This is a genomic window from Psychrobacter sp. SZ93C1 (assembly GCF_015864635.1).
Classification (GTDB): domain Bacteria; phylum Pseudomonadota; class Gammaproteobacteria; order Pseudomonadales; family Moraxellaceae; genus Psychrobacter; species Psychrobacter fozii.
Genome location: NZ_JADYWY010000005.1, coordinates 1 through 24,307 on the forward strand (window position 1 = coordinate 1; position 24,307 = coordinate 24,307).

A 24,307-nucleotide genomic window follows, 5' to 3' on the forward strand; every position below is an offset into this window, starting at 1 on the left:
ATATGAGGCTTATTATGAAAATATCTAAGAAAAATCTGCCATTTATTGGTTTGTCATCGCTAGTCTTGCTCACATCATCCTTTGCAACAGCTGCTGAGATGTCTGATATGGATCACAGTGGTATGGATATGTCGGGCGATATGTCTGATATGGATCACAGCGGCATGGATATGTCAGGTGATATGTCTGGCATGGATCATAGCGGTATGGATATGTCAGGTGATATGTCTGATATGGATCACAGTGGCATGGATATGTCAGGCGATATGTCTGATATGGATCATAGCGGTATGGATATGTCGGGCGATATGTCTGATATGGATCATAGTGGTATGGATATGTCAGGCGATATGTCTGGTATGGATCACAGCGGCATGGATATGTCAGGCGATATGTCTGGTATGGATCACAGTGGCATGGATATGTCTGGTATGCAAGGTGGGCAGCCACCAGCCGATGCTCGCAGTCCAGACTATTCAAATGGGGTTCCCTACGGACAGTATGGTAAGCCAATGATGATGGGCAGCATGCCATTATGGGGAGTGTCAGTAGACGACTTGGGCTATCAGTTTGATGAAGACCAAATCAACTTCGAGGCGACGGGTTGGTACGGTACTGATAGCAATCGTATAAGACTACGCACGGAAGGTAGTGCTCAGACTAAAGATGATAAAGAAATAGATAGCTTGAGCTCGCTTGCTTATTGGAAACCACTGAGCATTTTTTGGAATGGTGAAGCTGGTGTCGCTTACGATACTGAAAACGATAACGCTGCAGTGATGGCAGGTATTGTCGGCACCGCGCCGTATTTCATCGAAACAGATGCGAGAGCCTACTTATATACCGATGGTCAACTTCGTCTTGATCTGGGCGCAGAGTACGAATGGCGTTTGGATCAGCATTGGGTGGTCATACCAGAGGTTGGATTGACTGCCTTTAGTAAAGATGACCATGATAATGGTATTACCAAAGGCTTTAATGAAATGGAAACCGAGGTAAGGCTGACTTACGAGATGTTCAGTCGCCAGCTAGCCCCTTATGTGGGTGTTAGTTATGAGACAGCGCTTGGCAANATATTATTAAAATAATAGAAGATATACTATGAATACTTCAGATCAAAACAACATGAATCATCAACAGGGCATGAACCCGTATGTAAAGTTCACCCTGATGATTGTGACGTCTACGATTGTGATGTACATCATGATGTATTTCAATACTTATGAATGGGATCATATTTACTTTAGTGAAACCCGAGCTTATATGGCGCTATATATGGGTGCCGGTATGGCAGTGGTCATGTTGGCATTTATGACCAATATGTATAAGAAGACCAAGGTCAATTTGATGATCTGTGGTCTAAGCGTATTGATGTTTGCCGTCGGAATTTGGGGCGTTAGATCACAAGCAACTGTCGATCAAGTCGATTGGATGCAAGCGATGATACCGCATCACTCGATTGCTATTCTCACCAGTAGTCGCGCTGATATTGAAGATCCGCGTGTACAGCAGCTTGCTGACGATATTGTAAAAGCACAAAAGCGTGAAATCGCTGAGATGAAGCAATTGATTGATGAGCTTGAATAACGATCTATACTGATAGGAATATTTTAAACAAATAAAATAATGGTCTATCAAATGATAGACTTAAGCATATAGGTCTTTTTATTCAAAGCTACTTTCACTACAGAATCAAAACATTGCTCATGAAAAAGCAATAAAAGGCTGAGTATGCATGGTTCACTTTCCCTACTGGCCTTCTGGCTGCTGCAATTGTTGTCTCTTTTAGTGCTTACTCCTATATCAAAATCTCTAACGCTTACCCGTCAGCTGGCGGTGCTGCGACGTACTTGCATCAAGTATATGGAGACTGTTTGACGACCGGTTTTAATGCTCTGCTGATGTAATTTTCTATAATTATTGCGCAAAGCTTTCTGGCTCGGATGTTCGGGTCATATACCATACCGTTGTTTGGTGGTGACGAAAGCGGTGTATAGCATCCACCAAGGAGAGTCAAGATGAACGAATTGAATTCAAAAGCGAATACTTTAAGAATTGGTCCTGTGGGCAACAGCTTTTCTCTGTTTCTGCTCATTAGCTATCTCTTGTGCATAGGCTTTGGCCTACTCGCACCTGAGCAGATAAGCATGCATGAGGCTTGGGCACCGCTGCTACCTGGTTTTGAATGGCTGACATGGTCAGGTTTCCTAATTGGATTTGTCGAATCCTATCTTTATGGTTGGTATTTTGCGATTGTGTTTGTACCGCTATATCGCTGGTTTGCTAAAGCAGGATGAGTCTAGCGTAGCCATTGAATCTTCGGCTCAGATAGGTCAGCTATGCTGAGAACGACGGACAGTGCGCCAATCTTGGATGGGATCAAAAGCTGGTGACTTAGACCTAAACTATCATTGCAATCAATAACGGGAACATAGTCATGAAACACGATACGACGAAAAATACTTCGGATAGCGAAGACCATGATTGCTGTGACGGTACAGCTAATACAGGCATAGAATCCAATAAAGATACCACTTACGATAAGGTACCAACTGGTTACAGTGGAACCATTTATACCTGTCCGATGCATCCAGAGGTGAGAGACGTTACAGATAGCGGCTGTCCAATATGCAAAATGTCTCTTAAATCTGCAGACACTGTTGCCGAGATGGTAGCAATGAAAGATGACCATGCAAGCTGCCATAGCCCGTCGAATACCGATGCCCATCTTACTAAAGAGAGTAAATACGACAAAGTACCAGAAAATTACAGCGGTACCGTTTATACCTGTCCTATGCATCCCGAAGTCAGAGATGTGGAAAAAAGCGATTGCCCAATATGCGGTATGTTTCTCAAACCTGAGGACGAGGTTGCTGATGAAGACAGTCATGCACACTGTCATGGAAAGAATACTGACCGTACTAAGGTAAACTCTATAAAAGGCGGCAAGTACGATAAGGTGCCAGCTGGCTACAGCGGAATCATTTATACCTGCCCTATGCATCCCGAAGTCAGAGATATTGAGAATAGTGGTTGTCCCATATGTGGCATGGCACTTGAATCAGAGACTGTTACTAGTGGTGAAGAGGATACCTCAGAGCTCGATGACATGACTCGGCGTTTTTGGATTTGTACCGTGCTGACCGTTCCTTTATTTTTATACGCAATGAGCGATATGGTAGGTATAAATTTAGACAGCTTCATTCAAGGCGGTCAGGGCGATATCGCTGGGCAGATTGCTCAGTGGATACAGTTGGCGCTTGCGGTACCAGTGGTGTTATGGGGAGCAGCACCTTTCTTCGTGCGAGGTTGGCAATCCATAAAAAGTCGCAACCTAAATATGTTTACCCTAATTGCGATAGGTGTAGGCACAGCATTTGGTTTCAGTCTGGTAGCAACCTTTATTCCGGGCATTTTCCCAGACAGTTTTAGGGATGCATCTGGTCGAGTCGGTGTTTATTATGAAGCAGCAGCGGTTATCACGACATTGGTACTACTAGGTCAGGTTCTAGAGCTTAAAGCCCGAAGCCAGACTTCTGGCGCAATTCGTGCTCTTCTTGAGTTGGCACCACCAAATGCAAGGCGGGTAGATGAGCAAGGCGTTGAGACAGAAGTTTCCCTTGACGAAGTTATCAGTGGCGACAAATTACGGGTTAAGCCAGGAGAGAAACTCCCTGTAGATGGCATTGTGCTTGAAGGCAGCAGCAGTATCGATGAGTCGATGGTAACGGGGGAACCTATTCCGGTTTCTAAAGCAAAAGGCGATACGGTTACTGGTGGTACAGTAAACGGCACGGGAACCCTACTGGTTGAAGCGGTTGACGTGGGTGATGACACGGTACTGTCCAAGATCGTCAAAATGGTTGCTGAAGCCCAGCGCAGTCGTGCACCAATACAGAAGCTGGTGGATAAGGTGGCTGGATGGTTTGTGCCAATTGTCCTTATCTGCTCTATCATAACTTTTATCGTCTGGGCTATTTTCGGACCTGCGCCTGCCATGGCCTTTGCACTGGTCAACGCTATTGCAGTGTTAATCATCGCTTGCCCTTGTGCGTTAGGACTTGCCACGCCTATGTCGATTATGGTCGGTACTGGCAAGGGTGCTCAGAATGGCGTGCTTATCAAAAACGCTGAAGCGTTAGAGAGCATGGAAAAAGTCGATACCATCGTTGTCGATAAAACGGGAACATTAACCGCAGGCAAACCAGAGCTCACTGCCATCGAAACACTTGGTGGCTTAGATGAAAATGAACTGCTTATACTTGTCGCTGCGGTAGAGACTGCCAGCGAGCATCCTTTGGCAGAAGCTATCGTTAAAGCTGCGCAGGAAAAATCTCTTGATATTGCTAAAGCCAGTGATTTTAGCTCAACCACTGGCGAAGGCGCACAAGCGCTGGTTAATGGCAAGCAAGTCGCTGTAGGCAACTCAAAATTTATGCAACGTCTTGATAGCTTTGACAGTACGCTTTCAGAACGTGCTGATAAGCGCAGAAAAGACGGCGAAACGGTAATGTTTGTAGCAGTAAACGGCCAAGCTGCTGGTTTAATATCAGTCGCTGATCCGATCAAGCCGAGTACCAGCGAAGCGATATCTTTACTGCATCAGGCTGGACTAAAAGTGGTCATGCTAACAGGTGACAACGAAATAACCGCTAGAGCCGTTGCCAGTAAGTTAAATATTGATGAGGTACATGCTGACGTCTCTCCAGAAGACAAAAACCGTATTATCAAAGAGCTACAAAATAGCGGCAAGGTCGTGGCGATGGCGGGTGACGGTATTAACGATGCTCCCGCTCTTGCACAGGCTAACGTTGGCATTGCCATGGGCACAGGAACAGATGTGGCTATGGAAAGTGCTGGCATCACGCTAGTGAAGGGTGATCTGATGGGAATCGTCAGAGCCCATAAACTGAGTCATTCTACGATGCGAAATATCAGACAAAACCTGTTTTTTGCGTTTATCTACAATGCGCTTGGTATACCGCTTGCGGCAGGCGTTCTGTATCCATTCTTTGGGCTGTTGCTCAGTCCAATGATAGCGGCCGCTGCGATGAGTCTATCTTCAGTATCTGTTATTGGCAACGCGCTGCGATTGCGTCGCTTGAAACTGTAATTTCGGTACGGTAGAGCAGTTTCTAAAGCACACATATACATACTGGTGTTATCAAGACTTTAAAATATAAGGATCACGTTATGGGCAGCTTTTCTATTACACATTGGCTGATTTTATTGGTTGTGGTGGTCGTCGTATTTGGCACCGCTAAGCTTAAAAATGCGGGCAAAGATTTAGGCGGTGCAGTAAAGGGTTTTAAAGAAGCAGTCAAAGATGAAGAAACCTCGCATGCTCGCAATAATCGTTCACTTAACCATGAAAATAGTAGTCCAGTTGCAAATACTCAGATTGATGATACAGAAATCAGCCCTGTCACCACTGATGATCAGCACAAAGCATGAAGCGCGCCGCTTATAAATAGCGGCACTAAATAGTCTTTTAATATATGTGACTGTTATGTTTGATATCGGGTTTTCCGAGTTACTCTTGTTTGGCATCATTGCTTTAATCGTATTGGGCCCAGAGAAACTGCCGCAGGCTGCGCGTACGGCTGGGCAATGGTATGCCAAACTGCGCCGTACAGTATCCACTCTACAGTCTGAAATAGAAGCTGAGCTAGATCTGGCTGAAACGCGCCAACAAATACAAAGTGAGCTTGTAAAAATCCGTCAGACTGAGTCAGATATGAAGCGTGAACTAGCAGAGATGCGCGGTAGTATGCAAAAGTTTGAAGACTCGCAGAATCAGAGCTTAGACGCTTCACATCAACCAACCGATTCTCATCAGCCAAACATTTCTTCTTCACCTATAGAAAAGGTGAATGAATGAGCTTATTTAAACGCCAAAAAAATCGACAGAAAAAGTTAGTGGATACAAATGCTAAAGTTCCAGACACTGCCCATAGTGATGAGGCTGATAATGTGCTGAATGCGCTCAGTGATATGCCTATTACTGAACATTTGATTGAACTACGCAAGCATCTCATCAAAATATGCGTAGCCGTTTTGATTGTTTTCTTAGCATTGGTAGGATTTTCACGCGAGCTCTATAATCTTTTATCAGACCCATTGGTAGCGCAGTTGCCAGCTAATTCGACTATGATTGCCACTGATATAACGTCAAACTTTATGGCACCCATTCGCTTAACGGTTTTTGTCGCCGCATTTTTAGCGATGCCTTATATTCTGTATCAAATTTGGTCGTTTGTCGCCGCTGGCTTATATAAGAAAGAGAAGAAAATTGCTATTCCTGTGCTGTTATCTTCGATATTTTTATTCTATACGGGTGTTGCTTTTGCCTACTTCGTCGTGCTCAAAGGTGTATTGAAATTTTTTATCCTATTCGCGCCGCAGAACGTTATACCGATGACCGATATTGACAGTTATCTGAGCTTTGCCCTCAAGTTGTTTATGGTGTTTGGACTGACTTTTGAAATTCCAGTGGTTACCTTACTACTGATAATGGTTGGAATCGTTTCTACTAAGAGTTTAGAAGACAAGCGCCGTTATATCATTGTCGGCTGCTTTGCGGTTTCAGCGGTAGTAACACCGCCTGATGGTATATCCATGCTCTTGCTAGCGATTCCTATGTGGCTATTGTTTGAGTTGGGTTTATTCTTAGCAAAAATGTTAATCAAAGAGGAACGAAGCACCACTTTAGACTCAGGAAGTGAGACATTAAAAAGCAACTAGCATCATCGTAAAAAAGCCAAATACCCCTTTTGTTTTTTGCTGTTTACTAGAGTATGTCAGCGTAAGTAATCTACTTAACGACGAGGTTTAAATGGAACACTTAACCAGCAACAACGATGAGACGAATGACGGTCTCGCAAATCGACTGAATCAAGAGTGCTACTGTATTACTCTCGATCGTAAAGCGCTCAATACAAGCCTTCAAGATCAATTAATGGAAACTAGAAGCAATCCAATAGGAGCGAATGAGCTTAATAAGCTTTTTTCAGCAACACCGGTGTTCGTCCCCAAGACAGAGATAGCGACGATGGAGCAGATCGTTGACGCTATCGAGTTGGCTGCCAAGCTGTCGCCGTATCAAGAGCAAGCGCTGTCGTGGGCACCAGAAATCTCTGCTTTTGACCCTGGTCCAATAGGGGCTCTCATGGGCTATGACTTTCACTTGGGTCGTGACGGTCCTCAGCTCATTGAGGTCAATACCAATGCTGGTGGCGCGTTTCTTAATGTGTTGCTCGCTCGTGCACAAAAACGCTGCTGTAATGCCTCACAGCAGAGCGCTTTAACCACTCAAATGCTAGACGCATTTGAGGAGTCAGTGTTTACTATGTTCAAACAGGAATGGCAAAGACAGTCTGCTGTTGCTATGCCCAACCGAATAGCTATCGTGGATAATGATCCTAAGAGTCAGTTCATGTTTTTGGAGTTCCAGTTAGCACGTCAACTGCTCCAAGCTAGAGGCATTGACACTGTGATACTAGATCCCTCTGAACTCGACTATGTCGATGGCAAGCTGACAGCGCATGGTAAGCCCATTGATATGATCTATAATCGGTTGGTCGACTTCGCATTTGAGGAGCCTGACCATGCACTGCTTAAGCGTGCGTATCTAGAAGGTGCTGTGGTAGTAACGCCTAATCCTCATGTCCATGCTATGTTGGCTAATAAGCACAATCTGACCTTGCTATCCGATCCGCAAACATTGCGCGCTTGGGGACTGAATGATGCAGCAGCAGAATGTCTCGAAAAGTCTGTGCCAAGGACTAAGCTCGTATCAAGAGACGAGACAGCAGAGTTGTGGCGTACTCGGCAACAGCTGTTTTTTAAGCCAGTTGCTGGTCATGGAAGCAAAGGGGTCTATCGCGGTAGCAAGCTGACTCGACGCGTTTTTGAGAACATTCTTGATGAGGATTATATCGTACAGACCTTTGTTCCTGCAGGAGAGCGATCAATAAAAATTGATGACACTGTAACAACGAGAAAGGTGGATATACGTCTTTATACGTATGACGGACAACTGCTACTACCTGCGGCGCGTGTGTATCAAGGTCAGACGACTAATTTCCGTACACCAGGAGGTGGGTTTGCGCCCGTCTTTCAGGTGTAATGAGCTAAATAGCACCAACTGCTCTTAATGCTAACCTCTATTAATTGGATATCTGCCAACCTAGGAACATCCACTTGACAGTGTAGATTAACAGTATCGGAATGACCACCCACTGAACGAGCGGCAACGCACCTATGCTTAATAACGGAACATCAGGCATCAGCCCACTATAATTCCACCTTTGGCCAGCGCCAGTTGCCCAGTATTCAAAGAGTATTGTTACGGTCAGGCCAACGCCAAGGTATATCGATAAAGTCGACAGATGCCACGGCTTTGCAATCCAAAGCCAATCTTTTACAAACAATGCCGCAAGCACGTAGGCGCCAAAAGCAATATTGGCATCACCGACGGTCGCACGCGTACAAAGCCAGACCACGTCCCAGTGTCTCGCTTCGGCCATACCGGAGAAGAACGGTACCTGTGCCATCTCCCAAAAAAAATGGAGAAAGAAACTTACGCTCCATATCATTAGGGCAAGCACTGCTGATGTCGCTGCTCGGCGGGATAGGTTTGCAAGAGTCATCATTCCTCCAAAAATAGCCATAGCAATAAATACAATTTTATGTTTACTCGATCGTCGTTACCAGACCGAAACGCCGCTTACTGGCGTCTCCTAAAGGCAGATGAGCATTTACATCTCAACCCTGATTGGCTTTGTACTGTGGCCATATTTGCTCAGTCGAAATACTGCCTCCAAGGTTATGCCGTTTCCTCTACTAATGCCAGCATTTGGTATGGCAATCTCAGTATTGCTCACAGGAAAAATAGTGACGTGGTGGAAGATGCGGGCGATGATTTTGGTTTTGTCAGGGTTGTTATTGGCAAATATGAAGATAAAGCTGGAAAGAAAGTACCAGCCAATATAACGTTAGCTGTTCTTGTCCTCATAAACAGAGTTTACGTTAAATGTTTTTGAGACAAAAAACTGAATTCACAATGGATAGTTTTTCATAAGTAATAAGCATCATATGCACAAAAAACCGTAGTAGCGGTGAGTGCTGCCACTTATTCGTTTGGTCTCTATGGTCTTGACTAGCAATACCGATATGGAATGCGTTTTTCGAATCATTAGATTGCTGTTTAATGTCTTGATAATCGGCAGATGATATGCTTTTCTTCGTTTGGACAGATAAGTACCGTAGTTGTTTGGAAGTTAGCGATCGATACTATCTATTAGTGCTTATCACTTAGGTAATGAGTTGATGACTTGGTCGTTATATCCTGTATATTGACCTCCACTAATAATTTACGAGGATTAGCAAACAATTAAAAGCCAATTTGTTAATATTGGAAGCAAAATAATGAAATACACGACAGCAGGTGACGCCTTGCTATGCTTTTAAGCTTTTAGAGACAAAATTGATGACAATTCTATTTAGAGTGACTCAGGAATTAGCTAGAGTTTGTAGGTGTATGAATGGATAAGATAACTAGAAAAGTAGTTTAGGGTGATAGCTTGGGAGTGGAAAGTGGAGCGAAAACGTTCTATTAATAGAAGAGTAAAGCTTAGACTCCTGATACAGATTGACCTGTAATTATAAGATATCAAAATAAGGTTTGATGTTATTTTAAATCACTTCTTAAAATTTATAATATTTTTCATTATTAATCCATATAGCTCAAGCTACTTTTTGTTCAATGAACACATGCATGACAGACTCGATTAATTATCGACATGAAAGAAATGTTGATCATAAACGCGAATGCCTGTGTGTCTAAATCATATAAATTTGGTGGTAAGGATAAGTGGTTTGTACTGAAGGTGGCTTTGACACCATTATTCACTCATAATACAATAGCTGATAAGGTTCTACTGCTTTCTTTAGTATAGATATTGAGTAAGGCAGTCTCTACCGGAAATTGATTCACTACTTGATCGGTATCATCGAGCGATGAGTTGGTTTTTATCTCCGCCGCGTGAGCGCTTAAAACTAGGCTGGCTAGTAGACAGAATGTGACTGTTTTCATATGGACTTGTTCTATTATTGGGTTAATTCTCGATATTGAATACAGCCGTAGCGATTACCGTTTTGACAAGCTTTAGCATACCATTTGGTTGCTTCAGCATCGTTTTGAGTGACTCCATCGCCATTGAGATATAACGAAGCAAGCATCAATTGAATAGAGTAGTCGTCTTTGCCACTTTCTACTATTTTATTTAACCATTTAAACGCTTGAGTATAATCTTGCGCGACATCTTCACCATCGTAGTACATCATTGCTAGCCCCGTCTGCGCCAGCAAACTCCCTTGATTCGCTGCTTTTTTATACCACTTTATAGATTCATCATGACTTTGAGCTACACCCTCACCTCTAGAGTACATCCTAGCAAGCTCTGTTTGCGCGCTAGTATGTCCGTGCTCAGCCGCTTTTTGATACCAGTAGGCTGACTTCTGATAATCTTCTTCAGTACCATAACCATCGTAGTACATAAAGCCTAATGCGTACTGAGAACGAACAACATACTCATCGTCTGGGTCATCTCCATTAGCCATTTTTTTAAATAATTCAAGCGCTTTTATTTGACTTTCATGATCGTCGTAGTGATCATGATACTCATATGCAAGATTAAACAAAGCGGGAACATAGTTTTGTTCTGCTGCTTTTGTAAGCCAATATTTTGATTTTTCTGGATCTTTAGGTACTTCATTGCCGTAAGCATATATTAGCCCTAAACCAAACTGTGCTTCGGCTACGTTTTCTTTGATTGCTTTTTGATACCACTTAAAGGCTTCAGAGTAATCTAGCTTGACATGTATACCATCATGATAAATACCGCCAACCTTCGCTTGGGCGACAGCATTACCTTGCTTAGCCGCTTTTAGGTACCAGCTCAAAGATTTTTTAGCATTTTTATCTACTGCTTTACCTTCATAATATAATTCTTGAGGTTCAAAGTTAACAACTTTACGATCCCGTTTTTCTAGCGCTTCATATTTTTCGGCAAGCTCAAGCTGAGCATTGACATCTCCTGATTCTGCTAATGCTTTAATAGACTCAAAATCTGCTGCTAATGCGGAACCACTTATACCCAAGACTAAGACTACTATGCCTATTTTCTGGATAAAGGTTTGAAACAAACTCATCTTTTTATCTTCCAGTATTTTAATAAACAAATGTTACACTATTTTAAGGGTGTTCTATAATTAAATGATTGTCAGTTTAAGATATCGAACGTATACCCTGCTATCATTAGCTCACTATAACTACCAATATCTTCCAAAGTATTTAGGAAATATATTTGCATCACACGAGATTTCTAAGTCACCTGAGCGGTGATGAAGCTTGTTTGGTCATCATTTACCCATGCACCATATTTCTAAGTCACCTGAGCGGTGATGAAGATTGGTGACGATTCCGAATCTGTACTTGGTTGTTTCTAAGTCACCTATGCGGTGAGGAAGGCGGGCATCCTCACGCGACTGGACGCACTGGATTTCTAAGTCACCTATGCGGTGAGGAAGTAGTATTACGACTGTTTATGATTGATGTTTTATTTCTAAGTCACCTATGCGGTGAGGAAGATGGTGGTTTATTGGCTGACCCATCTATCGGTTTTCTAAGTCACCTATGCGGTGAGGAAGTATTTCGGATCGGCGGCTTGGAAAGCGTTTATTTTCTAAGTCACCTATGCGGTGAGGAAGTTGCTCGGCTTCCAACAGGCGTTACTTACAGATTTCTAAGTCACCTATGCGGTGAGGAAGTGGTCGTTTAGCCACTCTTGATCCAGTGGGGTTTTCTAAGTCACCTATGCGGTGAGGAAGTAGCAAATAGCCCTCTGGAACAGGTTTCAGCGTTTCTAAGTCACCTATGCGGTGAGGAAGATACATAATGTAATCTTGCGACGCCGTTATTATTTCTAAGTCACCTATGCGGTGAGGAAGACGGTAATAGTTGGTCAACCCCTCTTGAGTATTTTCTAAGTCACCTATGCGGTGAGGAAGGCTAGAATGGGTTTTTTGTACTTGGGGCGGTTTTTCTAAGTCACCTATGCGGTGAGGAAGAAACAAAAAGACTTGTCTTGTTAAGTGGGTAAATTTCTAAGTCACCTATGCGATGAGGAAGAGGTTTTTGTTAGCTCGGTTTTCTGCAATCACTTTCTAAGTCACCTATGCGGTGAGGAAGAACATCAATCTTAATGGCTGTGAATACTCAGATTTCTAAGTCACCTATGCGGTGAGGACGATCGCTTTAATGTTACTCTTCTTGCCCCATAGTTTCTAAGTCACCTATGCGGTGAGGAAGAGCAGCCCAAGCAGGCGCACCAGTGGCAGAAGTTTTCTAAGTCACCTATGCGGTGAGGAAGTATCCTTATAAACCTACATCTGATTGGGTTAGTTTCTAAGTCACCTATGCGGTGAGGAAGTATCCTTATAAACCTACATCTGATTGGGTTAGTTTCTAAGTCACCTATGCGGTGAGGAAGGCCACTTAGAGAAGACCACTAAGGAGAATAAATTTCTAAGTCACCTATGCGGTGAGGAAGAAATGGATACCAGTACAATACTTTGATGATAATTTCTAAGTCACCTGAGCGGTGATGAAGGCTCAAGCAAGGCTTATGCTGCTATCACATACTTTCTAAGTCACCTGAGCGGTGATGAAGGCTTTGGTGCTAATGAACCTTTACCTTTTGGCTTTCTAAGTCACCTGAGCGGTGATGAAGTCCTTCTTTATCAACTGAAACACCCTATTTAATTTCTAAGTCACCTGAGCGGTGATGAAGTATATAATACTTATGTGCCTAGTCATTTAAGTTTTCTAAGTCACCTGAGCGGTGATGAAGAGAACTGACGGGAATACCACCAAACATAGTTGTTTCTAAGTCACCTGAGCGGTGATGAAGTCAGGAACTTCTAAAGGTGTGATTCCTTTCATTTTCTAAGTCACCTGAGCGGTGATGAAGTCTATTGAGTCGGCAAGGTAGCCACTTGATAATTTCTAAGTCACCTGAGCGGTGATGAAGCAATGTGGTGGTGGGTTGGAATGTTTGCTCTTTTTCTAAGTCACCTGAGCGGTGATGAAGGATGAGTACATACCGCAAATAACGTGGCAAATTTTCTAAGTCACCTGAGCGGTGATGAAGCTGGCTGTATTTATCATTAAAGGCGAGGGGGTTTTCTAAGTCACCTGAGCGGTGATGAAGATCAGTGAAGAAGCAGAAGCTAGCGATATAGTTTTCTAAGTCACCTGAGCGGTGATGAAGTAGAGTGGCTTCTAATGTGCTTCCTATGCAAATTTCTAAGTCACCTGAGCGGTGATGAAGTATTTATCCAATACCATAGATTATGCCTATCATTTCTAAGTCACCTGAGCGGTGATGAAGGGAATAGATACGGTACAGGTAGAACTTATATATTTCTAAGTCACCTGAGCGGTGATGAAGAGGAATTATACCTCAAAAAAATCAGTTACAACAAGGCGTAGAGGGCAAAACACCCTATTTTACCCTCCAATTTTCACATTGATATAACTTATTGATTTAACTACAAGTTTTTAAACAGTCGGAAAAAAGGGTTTTTACGCCCTATTTTTGGGTAATTCGTCATTACCTCGACCAGTGCTTACCAATGTGGCACGGTAATACTGTTTGTCATACCGTTCATACCATACACCGTAAATCGACCTGCTTTTGCCTCACTACGAGGCTGTTGCAAGACTTTTAAGGGGTAATAACTCTTATTGGTTTCGCTACGCATTCGAATAAATGGCAGTGCCATTTCAGGCTTGCGTTTGGCGACGATAACCATCGCTTCATCGTAGCTGATCGATAGCTTTTTGGCTAAGGTTTGCGCTTGCACATCGATAGGCTTGAAGCGATAGCGATGTACGCTAACATAGCTAATTGCTCTATCTGTCGGTACTTGTTTGATGCCTTTGATATGCACATAATCGGTTAATCTCTCTAACCATTTATCGAGATTGAGAGTGTCTAGCTCTCTTTGGCTAGGAGAGAAGACGCGAAGTTTCAGCCCTAATTTAGATGATTTACCTTTTTCATCATAATGATAATCAGGGAAGCTGACACCGATGGATTCAATGCCATGCTTGTTTTTCATTTCTGCTAGTGCAATATGAAATTGGGCAAATAATTTACTCCAAATAAAATAAGGCGCTATTTCAGGGTCGGGGATGATGGTAATCTCGCAGTAATGGATAAGGCTTGTTGATTCAGTCATCACTTACTCCTTGCCGCTAGCACCGAACACGCCACCACGGATAAGTACACCCATGACATAGTGCTGCTGATTGACGTCTGGCGCATCACCCTTCAATACCCAATTATCAAACAGGCTATAGAAGTCCATTTTTTCTTTAGGTTGACGGAAAGCGGTGCCCAAAGTTGTGACCGCACCATACGGCTCGACAGCGATAGGGAACTCGGCATTAGGATACCAATCATCGATAGTGCGAATAGCATTGCTGATCTTTTGAGAATGCATGCCTGCATTATTCTCAGAGCCTTTGCAGTCACTGACGCGGTACAGTACCTTACTTTTTTTGCTACCAGTATCTAGAATGAGCTCCTGTGAAGGATATACCTCTTGACCATAGCCAATGATCGCTTGTGCTTCTACATATAGGATAATGAACGCTTCGCCATTTAGACCTGCTTTAACCCAATCAGCTACTTGTTTGATATTTGCGTCATCACTATCAAAACCCTTTAGCCCATAGGCTTTTGCATCGTCAACAGTGACGGTTTGCTCATTGCACTTAACCGTTACTTTGATACTTTCAGTGCCTACACGATTGCGCCATAACCAACGCGCATTTAGTACATTGATCGCATACCGACGCGCCAATTCATCAACACCTTGAGCGTCGATATAATCAGTGACCACTTGCTCTAAAGCCTGTTGATAGTCTTGATCATTACAGACGTTAGGCTTGCCAGTAAAAGGCAAAACTTTCAGGCTGAAGCGTGCGATTAAAGTATCGTTGTTCTCGTCCAATGACGCCGAATCTACTTTTTGCAAATTGGCTTTTTCGGTCTCGGCATCTAGTTTGGCTGGATCATTAGTAATGGCATTTTTTAATCGATTACTAATCGTTCCACGTACGGATTTTTCTTTGACGATGACGGGTGAAGCCGTTTTATTCTCGCTACTTCCTTGACTATCTTTTTGCCATAGATAGGCATCTGATACATCTAAGTTACGCTCAAAGGCCAGAACGGAAGCGGTTTTTAGGGCTATTTTTGACATGTAATTCTCCATGATTATAATAAATGAAAAGTTAATTGAACGGATTAATAAGTGATTAGAACAAAATAAAATTAAAACTCTTGATTTTGAGTGACTAAATAAAGTGATTCATCATCGTAACGGTAGCGCCAAAAGGCATTAGCGATATCATTGTCACCGCCTACACTATTTAAACGCTGCGGATATACCCATTTACCAAGACTATATAGAGCTTCAACATATTGACTAGGATATTCAGGATTGCGCACGTTTTGCATCGTTCCAGCGTCATATAAATCAGAAATGCCTTGATAACCTATTGGCATTGGAACTAACCAGCCATGACCGCTTTTACGTGAAGTCGTTAGCCATTTCGTCTCTCCATTCTTTTGGGTTTCGGGAATATGATGTAAAGCACTAACATCTATCAAAGCATCGAGTGGTGTGGCATCAGGATTGACTGTTTGAAGGTCATTGATGATTTGGGCAAACTCATCTTGCGCGTCCATTAATACAAAGGCAGGTAAAAGCTGCGGTATGACTGCGCTAATATCATCACTGTCGAAAAACTGCACTGGCTCAAATCTTGCTAAGCCCTGTACGCTACCACCAGCCATACGCTGCTGCTGTAGCCATTGCTTGGTTTTTTGTATGGCATGGCCTTGTTGCTCATGGCTTAAGGTGTCTGTACCTAATATCTCAACTACAAAGCTCATCGTTAAATGGCATTTACCTTCTTCAATAATTGACGCGGTTTTGCCATCCTTTTTGATAGGATTACGTGTCTGATTAAAAGTGTAATTATTATAACTATTAGGTCGATACATGTGCGGTTGGCAGTCGTGACAGGCCAGCAATACACCGCCTAAACATATATCAGACAGCTGCTCATCATCCGCCATCTTGCGCGACATCGCATGAAAACTACCCAAAAAACCAGTGATAGCAGGGAATCCATAAGTCAGCGGACTTGAGATAGTATTCGCCCCCTCAATAACGACTTTCTTGAACAGCAAATAGCCAATCACACCAATACTATTATCATCATCTATGCGGCTCATAAAAATACTCCTTTGCCCGCGCGCTCATAGCGTTTTTTCATATCTTCAATCTCGCGCTCCCATTCTAAATGCGCGGTATCGCCAAAATCACTGGCAATTTGCTTAAATTCAGCTTGCATCAAGGTATTGAGCCAACGCGCAAAACGGTGAATAATTTGACTATGCCAAGCGTCATCTTGCTCACGCTCTGCTTTGAAATCTTCTTCACTATCGAGATCAGCGCGTTTGGGGTCGAGCCAGAGTTTCTCAATGCGGTCAAGCTCGTAGTCTTTTGACCAACCAGCGGGTAGGTTGCTGCGAATATCCTCTGCTGTGGCAAATATCTGATACAACACTTCATCGATAGCGTGTTTGCGAGCATCTCTGACATTGACAATATTGCGAGTGTCTTTGATAGCTTTAAAAATATTTTGGATTGCCTCACGCGCGTTATATTCCATAGCAGTATTAAAAATACTATTGGCGAATTTGGATAATTTAAACTCGCGTTCTTGTTTGATAATGGGTGGAAGAGAAGGGAGGAGATAATTGCGACCACCTTGTTTGCTCATGAGTAGGCTGACGTTCTGTGGTTTTGTACCGCCAAGTTGAAGGGTCGCTAAATCATTCAAGGTAACATAAGGTTGCTGTTCAGCAGTCTTTTTAAAACGGTTATCACGAGCAGCTTTATTGTCATCAGAAAACTTAAGGTGATTGACGCGTTGGTAAACTTCATGGGTAAGTACAGAAGGATAAAGCGGGACGATATTAATATAATTAAGCTGCTCAATATCGGTCTCTTCATAAGCGTCAATGACCCATAAGGTCTGTTTGTTACGCTCATGAGTAACTGGCTCAGTAATGTTATTTTGCAAAGCCTCTTTAAAAGTTTGGTGGTAAGTATTTGCAAGAGTTTGGTCACTGTTAAGTGAAGCAACAAAGTCAGTATTATCTGCTAAGATAAGGTCACGAATTTTAGTTGTCTCATTTATTTCAAAATCGAAAAAAGCGGCCAGGGGCAGGGCAGCGGCATTACCATTGGCATCAATATAGCTACTGTCTATTGAGTGCGTACCGACGATGGTTTGGGGTAAATTATTTATGGTTTCAAAACTGACATTATCGCCTTTGGCATCAGGGTGTACCCCTTTTGAGATATGCGTACCAAAATTTAATTGCTTTGCCATACGCGTTGCAGCGTCAGCAATCCAATTATTGACGCTATATTTATCTTTAGCATCTGCCAAGGTTTCTTTGAGTTCCGAGACCTTTTCGTGGTCGCCACACTCAACAGCTTTAATGAGCTGCTTTTGCTGCGTTTCAGTTTTTTTATCGTATTGACTGGCAAGGAAGGCTTTGACAGCATTACTTGCTAGCTCTAGTGGTATGTCGTTCAAGATAAGCTCCTTTTGTAACTTGTAAAATGAGTCTGTCAAATTATTGATCAGTGATACTTTTTTATGCCTGTAAGTTAATCGCGAACAAAGCCAAAAAACTCATGAAATGCCCAACCACGACTGTTATTAGCTTTGATACTGTCAAGCGACACCGACGAGTAGGTAATAGCTAATGAACGTAAACTCTTATCAGGCTGAGCCACTTTTAAGTCCTGCAAGACGTCATTCAATGAGGTGGTCAGCCAAGGTTTTATTTGCGAGTGCCCAAAATCAAAAGTTAGCGGCTGAATGGTTTTATTATGAATGGTAGATTTAACTAAGCCCTGTTCAAAGACATCTTCTGCAAAGTAAGCATCAAATCCTGTTGTGGGTATGTTGGTATCCTCGTCATCATGTACCATGCGCGGAATTAATAACCAGTCGTCTTGCGGAGTGCCTGCTCGAAAGGGACTTATTTGCTGTAAATGGGTATGGGCACGGTTAGCAGTGGCTTTGCTATCCCAGTACGCATTGATATAGTTGAGCTTGGGATTGTTTAATAAATGCCGCATAACTTGGTGTTCGAGGTCGCTCAGCGTTTCTACTGTTTTATCATGAGCTGCTTTAATCCTAGGTCTGGCATCAACTTGTGCTAATTGTTCTGAGGTCATCAGTTCATTCAAATCGTAGCTTGGAGGTTTAAACAGCGTGGTCTCAAACCCTGGGTGGGTAAAGATAGGGCGCTTGCCATTAGGATGTTTAAAGTAACGAATGTTATATTGCAGCAGTAAGATATTCGGCTCATTGGCGATTTTGTCAGGACGATGTCGCCAGACACGCCCAGCTAGCTGAATGATAGAGCGCATAGAGGAAGGTTCTACGATTGCCCAGTCATAATCATGGTCGCGCCCGACTTCTGCGACAGGAGTAGCAAGTACCATAAAGATATGATTTTTATTAGGGTTATTAGCAATGGTTTGCTTAATCTCAGAATGGTTAAAAATGCCAACTTTACTGTCGCTACGGTCTAAAATTCTATCCAGCTTATTTTCTAAAGCATTGCGTAGTAGTAATAGCTGCTTGGCGTGATAGCACGCTACATGGATCACCGTGTCATCTGGCACCGTTATGCCGTCTGCTTTAAATAACTGCATCGCAATATTGGTGATGTTGTTAATATTGGCAACGCGAATTAGTCCAATGCTTGCTTGCGTTTTTTTATTAGATTTATTTTTATTAGTATTAGGCAGCACCTCATGATGCTTATAGTGCAAGCCTATGGCAGCATCAACTAAAGTCTGCGCCAAAGTGTCATAAAACTGCGACACTTTATCCTTTGTATAGTCAGCTGAAAAAGGCAGTATTTCTGCTTGTCGTCTAATAGGTTGCTTGGCTAAATAACTGGCACGTTTTTCACAAAATTGTTTATGACTGTTTTGAAAGTCATTAACGTCGCTGCATTGTTTGGATAGCATCGCTTTGGGTTGTTCATCGAACCATGCGCAAACTACTTTTGGCGTAGGTTTATTCTGACTTTGATTAAATAGTTTGCGCCCCTCCATATAGGCTTCAAACAGTCCTGTCACCAAATCGGGGGTTAAGGTCGCAGACGAAAGCAGCACCCGCGTGCCAAAGAGTCCAGCAAGGTGTACCAAACGTGACAGCGCAGGCAGGTCAGCTTGATCAAAGTCATCAGGCTCATCGAGTATCAAGTCACTACTGAGCAGTCGGAGCATGGGGGCAATATATTTACCGCCGCGTTTGCATTCGCTAGCTTGGATAATATGGTCAACGGTGCAGGTCACGATAGGCGCAAATATTAAATCGCGTGCTTTAGGGCTAGCGATGACGGTATCAAGATTTAGATCTTCATAGTCTTTATAATCAATGTCGCTATCTACTATCTCATCTAACAAATCCTCGCTGGATTCACTACCAAAGCTTGTAGAGTCATTATCAGGCTCACCGTCTTTTTTGTAATCACCAATAATATCGGTGAACTCATCGTTTTTATGATCATATGCCATTTCAAACAGCTTTTTGTTGGCGCTACCGCCAACCAGTATCGCTAATTGATCGCCTTCCAACTTTAGGTTTTTTCGAAAGCTCAGGCCTGTTTGTAGGGTTAAAATGCGTAGGCCTAAAGCGATAGTAAAGCGCGCGCCCTTTTTGGGATCAGCTAAGGCATACATAATACGTGCATTACCGATGGTTTTACCTGCACCTGTCGATGCCATATTGACGCCAAAAAAACCATGCTCACGCGTGACTTCTTGTAAATCATAAGTCATCTTGAAGGCTTGATTCTGCCATTTAAAGCGCTCGATACCTGTGGGCTTGGCTAATGGGTCGTGATTACGCAGTGTTGGCATTTCGCTGGCGATAATAGGCAACGCACGGCAAAAGTGAGCAGTGAACGCACCAACGCCTAATAGATGTTCTTCAAGAGATTGTTTAACCGTTGGTGTGCTGGCGGTTCGGTCGGTATTAGCAGCTAGGTCTTTGAAGCGGCTATCCACTTTCATACAGCGAGCATCGTCTTCTTTGAGACTAGAGTAGTTATGATCGCCGACCATCAAGCACAGGCGAGATAAATGTAATAAAAATGGGTCGCTGATAGCTTTTTTAGATTCAAGCGCTTGTTGGCCAAGCTGGACTAGAGTAGGGTCATTTAATGCTTTTTTAGACCAGCGCTTGATGGTTTTTTGCCATGCTGGGCTATTGATTACCAATTGATCAAATTGCCAAAAGTCTTTTAGTTGTGCATCGGTCATTTCATCCAATGACTTGGGGTTTTTCACCCAATAGTCGATAGGACTTAACTTGCCATAAAATTGGCTTAACTCTGCTTTGATGTCTATCAATCCACTAGAGCTTTTTAAGCGTTCAATTTGTCTTGGTGAGTAATAGACTTTTTTAATCGGCGGCAGACGATGGTGAGTAACGATTAGCCAAGCGACCCACTGAGCCACTGGTGGCATCCCTTGTATATTGACGGTGTTTTGATTGGTATTAGACAGTAATTTTTCTATATCGTGGGTTACCAGCCACTTATCTAATTGCAGAAAATGGTTAAGCCATGCTTCGTCAGTGGTGCAATCGCCAATCATCAGCTCAAACAGCTTTAATGATATCCATTCATGGCGATAAGAATCCCCTTGTTTGCTACCTTCCTTGAGCTTCTTTTGGAAGCCAATTGTTGATTTTCCAATGTCGTGCAGTAGGGCGGCAAGTGTAGCAATAATCTGAATACTACTGGCATAACTCCATTCGTTTTCCCATTCACTATGTAGGATGTTTCTTTTGGTACGGTTGACCGGCACTATGCCAACTTCATTAAATTTACGCTTATTGCCCACTACCCATACTAGCTCCGTCAGCTGGCGCGTCTTATTACGATGACAGCTTACTGCCGTAGACTTAGTCGCTGATTTTCGTAGTAGTTGCTTAACCGTCTTAAGACCTTCCTCCGTAATGGCAGTTTGCCAAACATTACTACCAATACGATTAGCAAAAGCGTCTAAAATACGTCGTGTGCGTTTAAGCGATTTTTTCTCACACTGAGAGACAAAAGTAACAATCATTTATGCCTCCCAGTTTTTGGTCATCGCCAGGTTTTTAACTACCTCAAACTGATAATCCAACGCCTTGTGCTTGGTAAACATATTCAAGCATTCTTGCCTAAATTGCTGCTCACTCATGTTTTCAGCTGCGCATATAAAGGCGAGAGGTAGCACAAGTGCGTCCTTGATAATATCGGCAATATCAAACACCAAGGCACCGCGACGTGTTTTACCATGCATTACTGCAAAGCCATGCGGAATACCGAGCGTCCATGCTGTCGTAGCACCGAGACCGTAAGCCAGATAGTTGCCGTGATTAAGGAAGCCGTTCGCTTTATCGATACCGTCATGCTCACGAGTAAAGCCGTCATAGCCGGTATTTTTTGCCGCAAGCTTATAGAGCTGCTTGGTCAAGCGGGCTTCAAGCTGGAGTAAGTGCATGACCTCCTGTTGTTTATTTATTTGGTGAGTATTGGCGTCAAATAGGGTTTGTATCGCTTCTAGAGTACTATCAAAACCCCAGCGTTTTAGGTCGCTGTCTTTATTCCACACCATTTTTAGGTAGTCTAGGCGCGCATGCTGCAAATGTTTAGCAGCGGTTAAGCGTTTATGATCATCCCACCACCAGCTCATCCAACCTTGAATATATTCTGTAGGGCGATATTCACTTTGCGGGGTCATCCATTCAACATAAACTTCCCTTTCAGCGCCCATAAACAAAGGTGAACCACCACCGCCACAAAAACCTACCAAGACCCCAGCCTGTGATAGCAGACGCATCGCTGCTTGAGTGATAGAAGTGCCCGTACCTAGCAAGATAGAAGTGGTATTAGCGATCGGAATGTTATAATAGAGATTGGCTTTATCATCTTCAGTTAGATACAGCACGCGCCCATCTTTTTGCATAACACGGCAGTGCGATAGATAGTAGATATTGGCACGTTTAGAGTGCAGAATGTTTTTGAGATCTGAGGAGTCGAAGCTATTGTCAGTGTAGGCGTTACTAGGTTTTGCCATAATAGTTCCGTCCATCAGAGGCAGTATGCATTTTAATGAAAATTTACTTTAACGAAATTTTGTTGATAAAACAATGTGTAAAAGGACTTTGGCGACAACCCCTGATATTAACAACCTCACCTAAGAATAGTAAAGGCCTGAGAAGTCTATACGTCATATACAGCCTATCTTTAAGGGTCTTGAGGATTTTAGTCTCTCAGATAGGTTATGTAATATTGATATATTGACTACTATAAAAGTACTGCCATCGTTACCTGAAAGAATTTATTTTAGCAGCAGATAACGGCTCCGTGTTCGAACTAATTTTGCGGTAGTGCTTTGCAAGTGAGCCTGATATAAGAATGACGAGCGTATCCTCATTTTGATCACCATTTTCAAAATGAGGATAGGAACTAGGCTACTGATTATCGTTGCTCACAATGATATTTTTACCAAAATTCACAGGTCACCATTTTGTTTTTAGGATTGTAGATAGCGCCTAGGTCCTCTATTTCACCCCAGTACTCCACTTGACGAGTTTGAAAGTTTGACATAATAGTAGATATATTGGCATTGGATGAGAACTTTAAAGTGTTTTGACCACCTGATGATTCAGGTATAAAACTAAATATATATTCCTCTAGAGGTTGCCCACGGTAAGTGACGCCCTTATTAAAAATGACTCGATACTCAGTGTATATATCACCGATGTTCATTTTTACCTCTTTTATCGTATTACGATATTCTGACGACCACTGCGCCTTTGGCTTGACGAAATCCTCATAAGGTCTTTGACCCCTAATACTATTTATAAATACTGCATGTTTATCATAAACCTTTTTGTAAGGTGGCTGTTCACCATCACAGGCATCCTCCATCCAGCCAAATACATGAACCATATCACTGCTTTTAGTGCTGCTGAGGCTCTTAGAGAGTTCAGGTGCAGCCAGTGTATTAGCAGACAATAAAGACGCAGTTACGAACAACGCCAAAGAGGGTAGGTGAATTAATTTCATAATGACTCCAATAGATAAATGTAGCTGGTTAATGTGTAGCGTAATCAATAAACGATGGCCAAATAATGATTAAGAGATTCTATTGATAAACTCATAAGACACGCAGAAAGCAGCGTCTTGCTTAACGTATTTGAAACACTGTAGAACATCAGAAAAGTCAGGTTTTATGCTTTCATAGCGACTTTCTATGTCTTTATCAGAGATTTTTTTAAATGTTTTATGATGGAGTCTTACAACCTCGGCTGTCTTACCATTGAGTGAGACAGTCTCTTTTAAGTTTTGTATTTTTCCACTTGTATTAAAGTCAAACGTCGCATCATCCACGGTACGATAGATACTGCCATTAGAGAGTTTAAAATTCAGTTGGCTAATGGCATAACTCATACTTCCTCCTACGGCACCCTCATAAGTACAAGATTTTACGATGGCTTTATTTTTAATAATAGAGTTAACGATGGTACATTTGGTACTACCGTTGATATCGGCCATACCTGCAATAGCACTAACAGAGAGTAATGACAACGGAAGCGCCATGAGTATTTTTGAGAATTTCATTGATATGTCCTTTTATGGGTTTTTAACTTGAGCCGGAATGACTGCATTTTTTGCTGTTGAGTTCATTATAGCGACTAAAAAAACAGCTATTCTCTAGACCTGATGAACGATCGTTTGTCTAACGAAAGTCTTTTAGCATTACCCTGTTTTTAATAGTTAGAGCTTTTAGTGGCATTCGGAAGCAGATGAGTTCAGAGTCAACGCACAGCAGGATGGTATTGGAAAATTATCAATAAAGGAGGGAGTTGTATTTTTAGATCAAACTCTAACTTTAAACTACTCGCCCACATAAAAGCACAGATAAAAAAACACCCTTTAAGCTATATAAAACATAGCTTAAAGGGTGTTTTTTTATCCATAAAATACGTGATAGCGATGCTGTTTAATCACAATAGTTGTATTTTCTATCATCTAAAAATGAATTAGAACATCCTCTGCCATGTCAA

20 protein-coding genes and 1 CRISPR repeat array are annotated in these 24,307 nt (G+C 42.5%); of the genes, 9 read left to right on the forward strand and 11 right to left on the reverse strand.

The annotated features are described in order from the left end of the window. Positions 1-14 precede the first annotated feature (14 nt). The 8 genes from I6E83_RS07760 (at position 15) to I6E83_RS07795 (ending at position 8,128) form a co-directional block, all read left to right on the forward strand. On the forward strand, positions 15-1,088 hold the full coding sequence (locus I6E83_RS07760) for a copper resistance protein B (protein ID WP_227680873.1): 1,074 nt from the start codon (positions 15-17) through the stop codon (positions 1,086-1,088). Positions 1,089-1,101: 13 nt separating this feature from the next. Continuing rightward, the gene (locus I6E83_RS07765) at positions 1,102-1,587 is read left to right on the forward strand and encodes a DUF305 domain-containing protein (protein WP_197100958.1); all 486 of its coding nucleotides are present in this window, start codon (positions 1,102-1,104) and stop codon (positions 1,585-1,587) included. 431 nt (positions 1,588-2,018) lie between these two features. Further along, on the forward strand, positions 2,019-2,297 hold the full coding sequence (locus tag I6E83_RS07770) for a DUF5676 family membrane protein (RefSeq protein WP_197100960.1): 279 nt from the start codon (positions 2,019-2,021) through the stop codon (positions 2,295-2,297). Positions 2,298-2,437: 140 nt separating this feature from the next. Further along, positions 2,438-5,113 (forward strand): copper-transporting P-type ATPase, encoded by a 2,676-nt coding sequence (locus I6E83_RS07775; protein WP_227680874.1) that lies wholly within the window; start codon positions 2,438-2,440, stop codon positions 5,111-5,113. An 80-nt stretch (positions 5,114-5,193) separates the two neighbouring features. After that, a complete protein-coding gene (gene tatA, locus I6E83_RS07780; RefSeq protein WP_197100962.1) occupies positions 5,194-5,454 on the forward strand; it encodes a Sec-independent protein translocase subunit TatA in 261 nt (86 codons plus the stop codon). 55 nt (positions 5,455-5,509) lie between these two features. Further along, entirely contained in the window at positions 5,510-5,881 is a 372-nt protein-coding gene (gene tatB, locus I6E83_RS07785) for a Sec-independent protein translocase protein TatB (RefSeq protein ID WP_197100963.1), read from the forward strand. Continuing rightward, the gene (gene tatC / locus I6E83_RS07790; protein ID WP_197100964.1) at positions 5,878-6,744 is read left to right on the forward strand and encodes a twin-arginine translocase subunit TatC; all 867 of its coding nucleotides are present in this window, start codon (positions 5,878-5,880) and stop codon (positions 6,742-6,744) included. Before tatB ends, tatC begins: the two co-directional genes overlap by 4 nt. 91 nt (positions 6,745-6,835) lie before the next feature. Then, the gene (locus I6E83_RS07795; protein ID WP_197100965.1) at positions 6,836-8,128 is read left to right on the forward strand and encodes a hypothetical protein; all 1,293 of its coding nucleotides are present in this window, start codon (positions 6,836-6,838) and stop codon (positions 8,126-8,128) included. A 40-nt stretch (positions 8,129-8,168) separates the two neighbouring features. Here I6E83_RS07795 and I6E83_RS07800 read toward each other — a convergent pair whose 3' ends face one another. After that, the gene (locus I6E83_RS07800; protein WP_227680875.1) at positions 8,169-8,528 is read right to left on the reverse strand and encodes a hypothetical protein; all 360 of its coding nucleotides are present in this window, start codon (positions 8,526-8,528) and stop codon (positions 8,169-8,171) included. Positions 8,529-8,751: 223 nt separating this feature from the next. Here I6E83_RS07800 and I6E83_RS07805 point away from each other — a divergent pair, with 223 nt between their 5' ends. Then, positions 8,752-8,994, forward strand: a complete 243-nt coding sequence (locus tag I6E83_RS07805; protein ID WP_197100967.1) for an EamA family transporter — start codon at positions 8,752-8,754, stop codon at positions 8,992-8,994. 919 nt (positions 8,995-9,913) lie between these two features. On the opposite strand, the gene I6E83_RS07810 is transcribed toward I6E83_RS07805, so the two are convergent. The 10 genes from I6E83_RS07810 to I6E83_RS07860 form a co-directional block, all read right to left on the reverse strand. Then, positions 9,914-10,096: a hypothetical protein gene (locus I6E83_RS07810; RefSeq protein ID WP_197100968.1), complete on the reverse strand. Its 183-nt coding sequence runs from the start codon at positions 10,094-10,096 to the stop codon at positions 9,914-9,916. Between the two features lie 14 nt (positions 10,097-10,110). Next, complete coding sequence (locus I6E83_RS07815) at positions 10,111-11,244, reverse strand: SEL1-like repeat protein (protein WP_197100970.1); 1,134 nt, start codon at positions 11,242-11,244, stop codon at positions 10,111-10,113. A gap of 140 nt (positions 11,245-11,384) precedes the next feature. Then, positions 11,385-13,514: a CRISPR direct-repeat array (repeat unit 28 nt; unit sequence TTTCTAAGTCACCTATGCGGTGAGGAAG). Positions 13,515-13,692: 178 nt separating this feature from the next. Beyond that, the gene (gene cas6f, locus I6E83_RS07825) at positions 13,693-14,307 is read right to left on the reverse strand and encodes a type I-F CRISPR-associated endoribonuclease Cas6/Csy4 (protein WP_197100972.1); all 615 of its coding nucleotides are present in this window, start codon (positions 14,305-14,307) and stop codon (positions 13,693-13,695) included. Positions 14,308-14,310: 3 nt separating this feature from the next. Then, positions 14,311-15,336 (reverse strand): type I-F CRISPR-associated protein Csy3, encoded by a 1,026-nt coding sequence (gene csy3 / locus I6E83_RS07830; RefSeq protein ID WP_197100973.1) that lies wholly within the window; start codon positions 15,334-15,336, stop codon positions 14,311-14,313. A gap of 71 nt (positions 15,337-15,407) precedes the next feature. After that, on the reverse strand, positions 15,408-16,376 hold the full coding sequence (csy2, locus tag I6E83_RS07835; RefSeq protein WP_197100974.1) for a type I-F CRISPR-associated protein Csy2: 969 nt from the start codon (positions 16,374-16,376) through the stop codon (positions 15,408-15,410). Then, the gene (gene csy1 / locus I6E83_RS07840; RefSeq protein ID WP_197100975.1) at positions 16,373-17,752 is read right to left on the reverse strand and encodes a type I-F CRISPR-associated protein Csy1; all 1,380 of its coding nucleotides are present in this window, start codon (positions 17,750-17,752) and stop codon (positions 16,373-16,375) included. The genes csy2 and csy1 overlap by 4 nt, the downstream gene beginning before the upstream one ends. A 74-nt stretch (positions 17,753-17,826) precedes the next feature. Next, positions 17,827-21,315 (reverse strand): type I-F CRISPR-associated helicase Cas3f, encoded by a 3,489-nt coding sequence (gene cas3f, locus I6E83_RS07845; protein ID WP_197100976.1) that lies wholly within the window; start codon positions 21,313-21,315, stop codon positions 17,827-17,829. After that, the gene (gene cas1f, locus I6E83_RS07850; protein ID WP_197100977.1) at positions 21,316-22,311 is read right to left on the reverse strand and encodes a type I-F CRISPR-associated endonuclease Cas1f; all 996 of its coding nucleotides are present in this window, start codon (positions 22,309-22,311) and stop codon (positions 21,316-21,318) included. Positions 22,312-22,739: 428 nt separating this feature from the next. Next, the gene (locus tag I6E83_RS07855) at positions 22,740-23,306 is read right to left on the reverse strand and encodes a hypothetical protein (protein ID WP_197100979.1); all 567 of its coding nucleotides are present in this window, start codon (positions 23,304-23,306) and stop codon (positions 22,740-22,742) included. Between the two features lie 69 nt (positions 23,307-23,375). Then, positions 23,376-23,861, reverse strand: a complete 486-nt coding sequence (locus I6E83_RS07860) for a hypothetical protein (RefSeq protein WP_197100980.1) — start codon at positions 23,859-23,861, stop codon at positions 23,376-23,378. Positions 23,862-24,307: the final 446 nt, after the last annotated feature.

Bases quoted from the DNA above. Each gene is read 5' to 3' on its own strand.
- csy3 (WP_197100973.1), bottom strand. From the start codon at position 15,336: ATGTCAAAAATAGCCCTAAAAACCGCTTCCGTTCTGGCCTTTGAGCGT.
- tatC (WP_197100964.1), top strand. From the start codon at position 5,878: ATGAGCTTATTTAAACGCCAAAAAAATCGACAGAAAAAGTTAGTGGAT.
- csy2 (WP_197100974.1), bottom strand. From the start codon at position 16,376: ATGAGCCGCATAGATGATGATAATAGTATTGGTGTGATTGGCTATTTG.
- I6E83_RS07860 (WP_197100980.1), bottom strand. From the start codon at position 23,861: ATGAAATTCTCAAAAATACTCATGGCGCTTCCGTTGTCATTACTCTCT.
- I6E83_RS07770 (WP_197100960.1), top strand. From the start codon at position 2,019: ATGAACGAATTGAATTCAAAAGCGAATACTTTAAGAATTGGTCCTGTG.
- tatA (WP_197100962.1), top strand. From the start codon at position 5,194: ATGGGCAGCTTTTCTATTACACATTGGCTGATTTTATTGGTTGTGGTG.
- cas6f (WP_197100972.1), bottom strand. From the start codon at position 14,307: ATGACTGAATCAACAAGCCTTATCCATTACTGCGAGATTACCATCATC.
- cas1f (WP_197100977.1), bottom strand. From the start codon at position 22,311: ATGGCAAAACCTAGTAACGCCTACACTGACAATAGCTTCGACTCCTCA.
- I6E83_RS07855 (WP_197100979.1), bottom strand. From the start codon at position 23,306: ATGAAATTAATTCACCTACCCTCTTTGGCGTTGTTCGTAACTGCGTCT.
- I6E83_RS07810 (WP_197100968.1), bottom strand. From the start codon at position 10,096: ATGAAAACAGTCACATTCTGTCTACTAGCCAGCCTAGTTTTAAGCGCT.
- tatB (WP_197100963.1), top strand. From the start codon at position 5,510: ATGTTTGATATCGGGTTTTCCGAGTTACTCTTGTTTGGCATCATTGCT.
- I6E83_RS07805 (WP_197100967.1), top strand. From the start codon at position 8,752: ATGAGCATTTACATCTCAACCCTGATTGGCTTTGTACTGTGGCCATAT.
- I6E83_RS07800 (WP_227680875.1), bottom strand. From the start codon at position 8,528: ATGGCCGAAGCGAGACACTGGGACGTGGTCTGGCTTTGTACGCGTGCG.
- I6E83_RS07775 (WP_227680874.1), top strand. From the start codon at position 2,438: ATGAAACACGATACGACGAAAAATACTTCGGATAGCGAAGACCATGAT.
- I6E83_RS07765 (WP_197100958.1), top strand. From the start codon at position 1,102: ATGAATACTTCAGATCAAAACAACATGAATCATCAACAGGGCATGAAC.
- cas3f (WP_197100976.1), bottom strand. From the start codon at position 21,315: ATGATTGTTACTTTTGTCTCTCAGTGTGAGAAAAAATCGCTTAAACGC.
- I6E83_RS07795 (WP_197100965.1), top strand. From the start codon at position 6,836: ATGGAACACTTAACCAGCAACAACGATGAGACGAATGACGGTCTCGCA.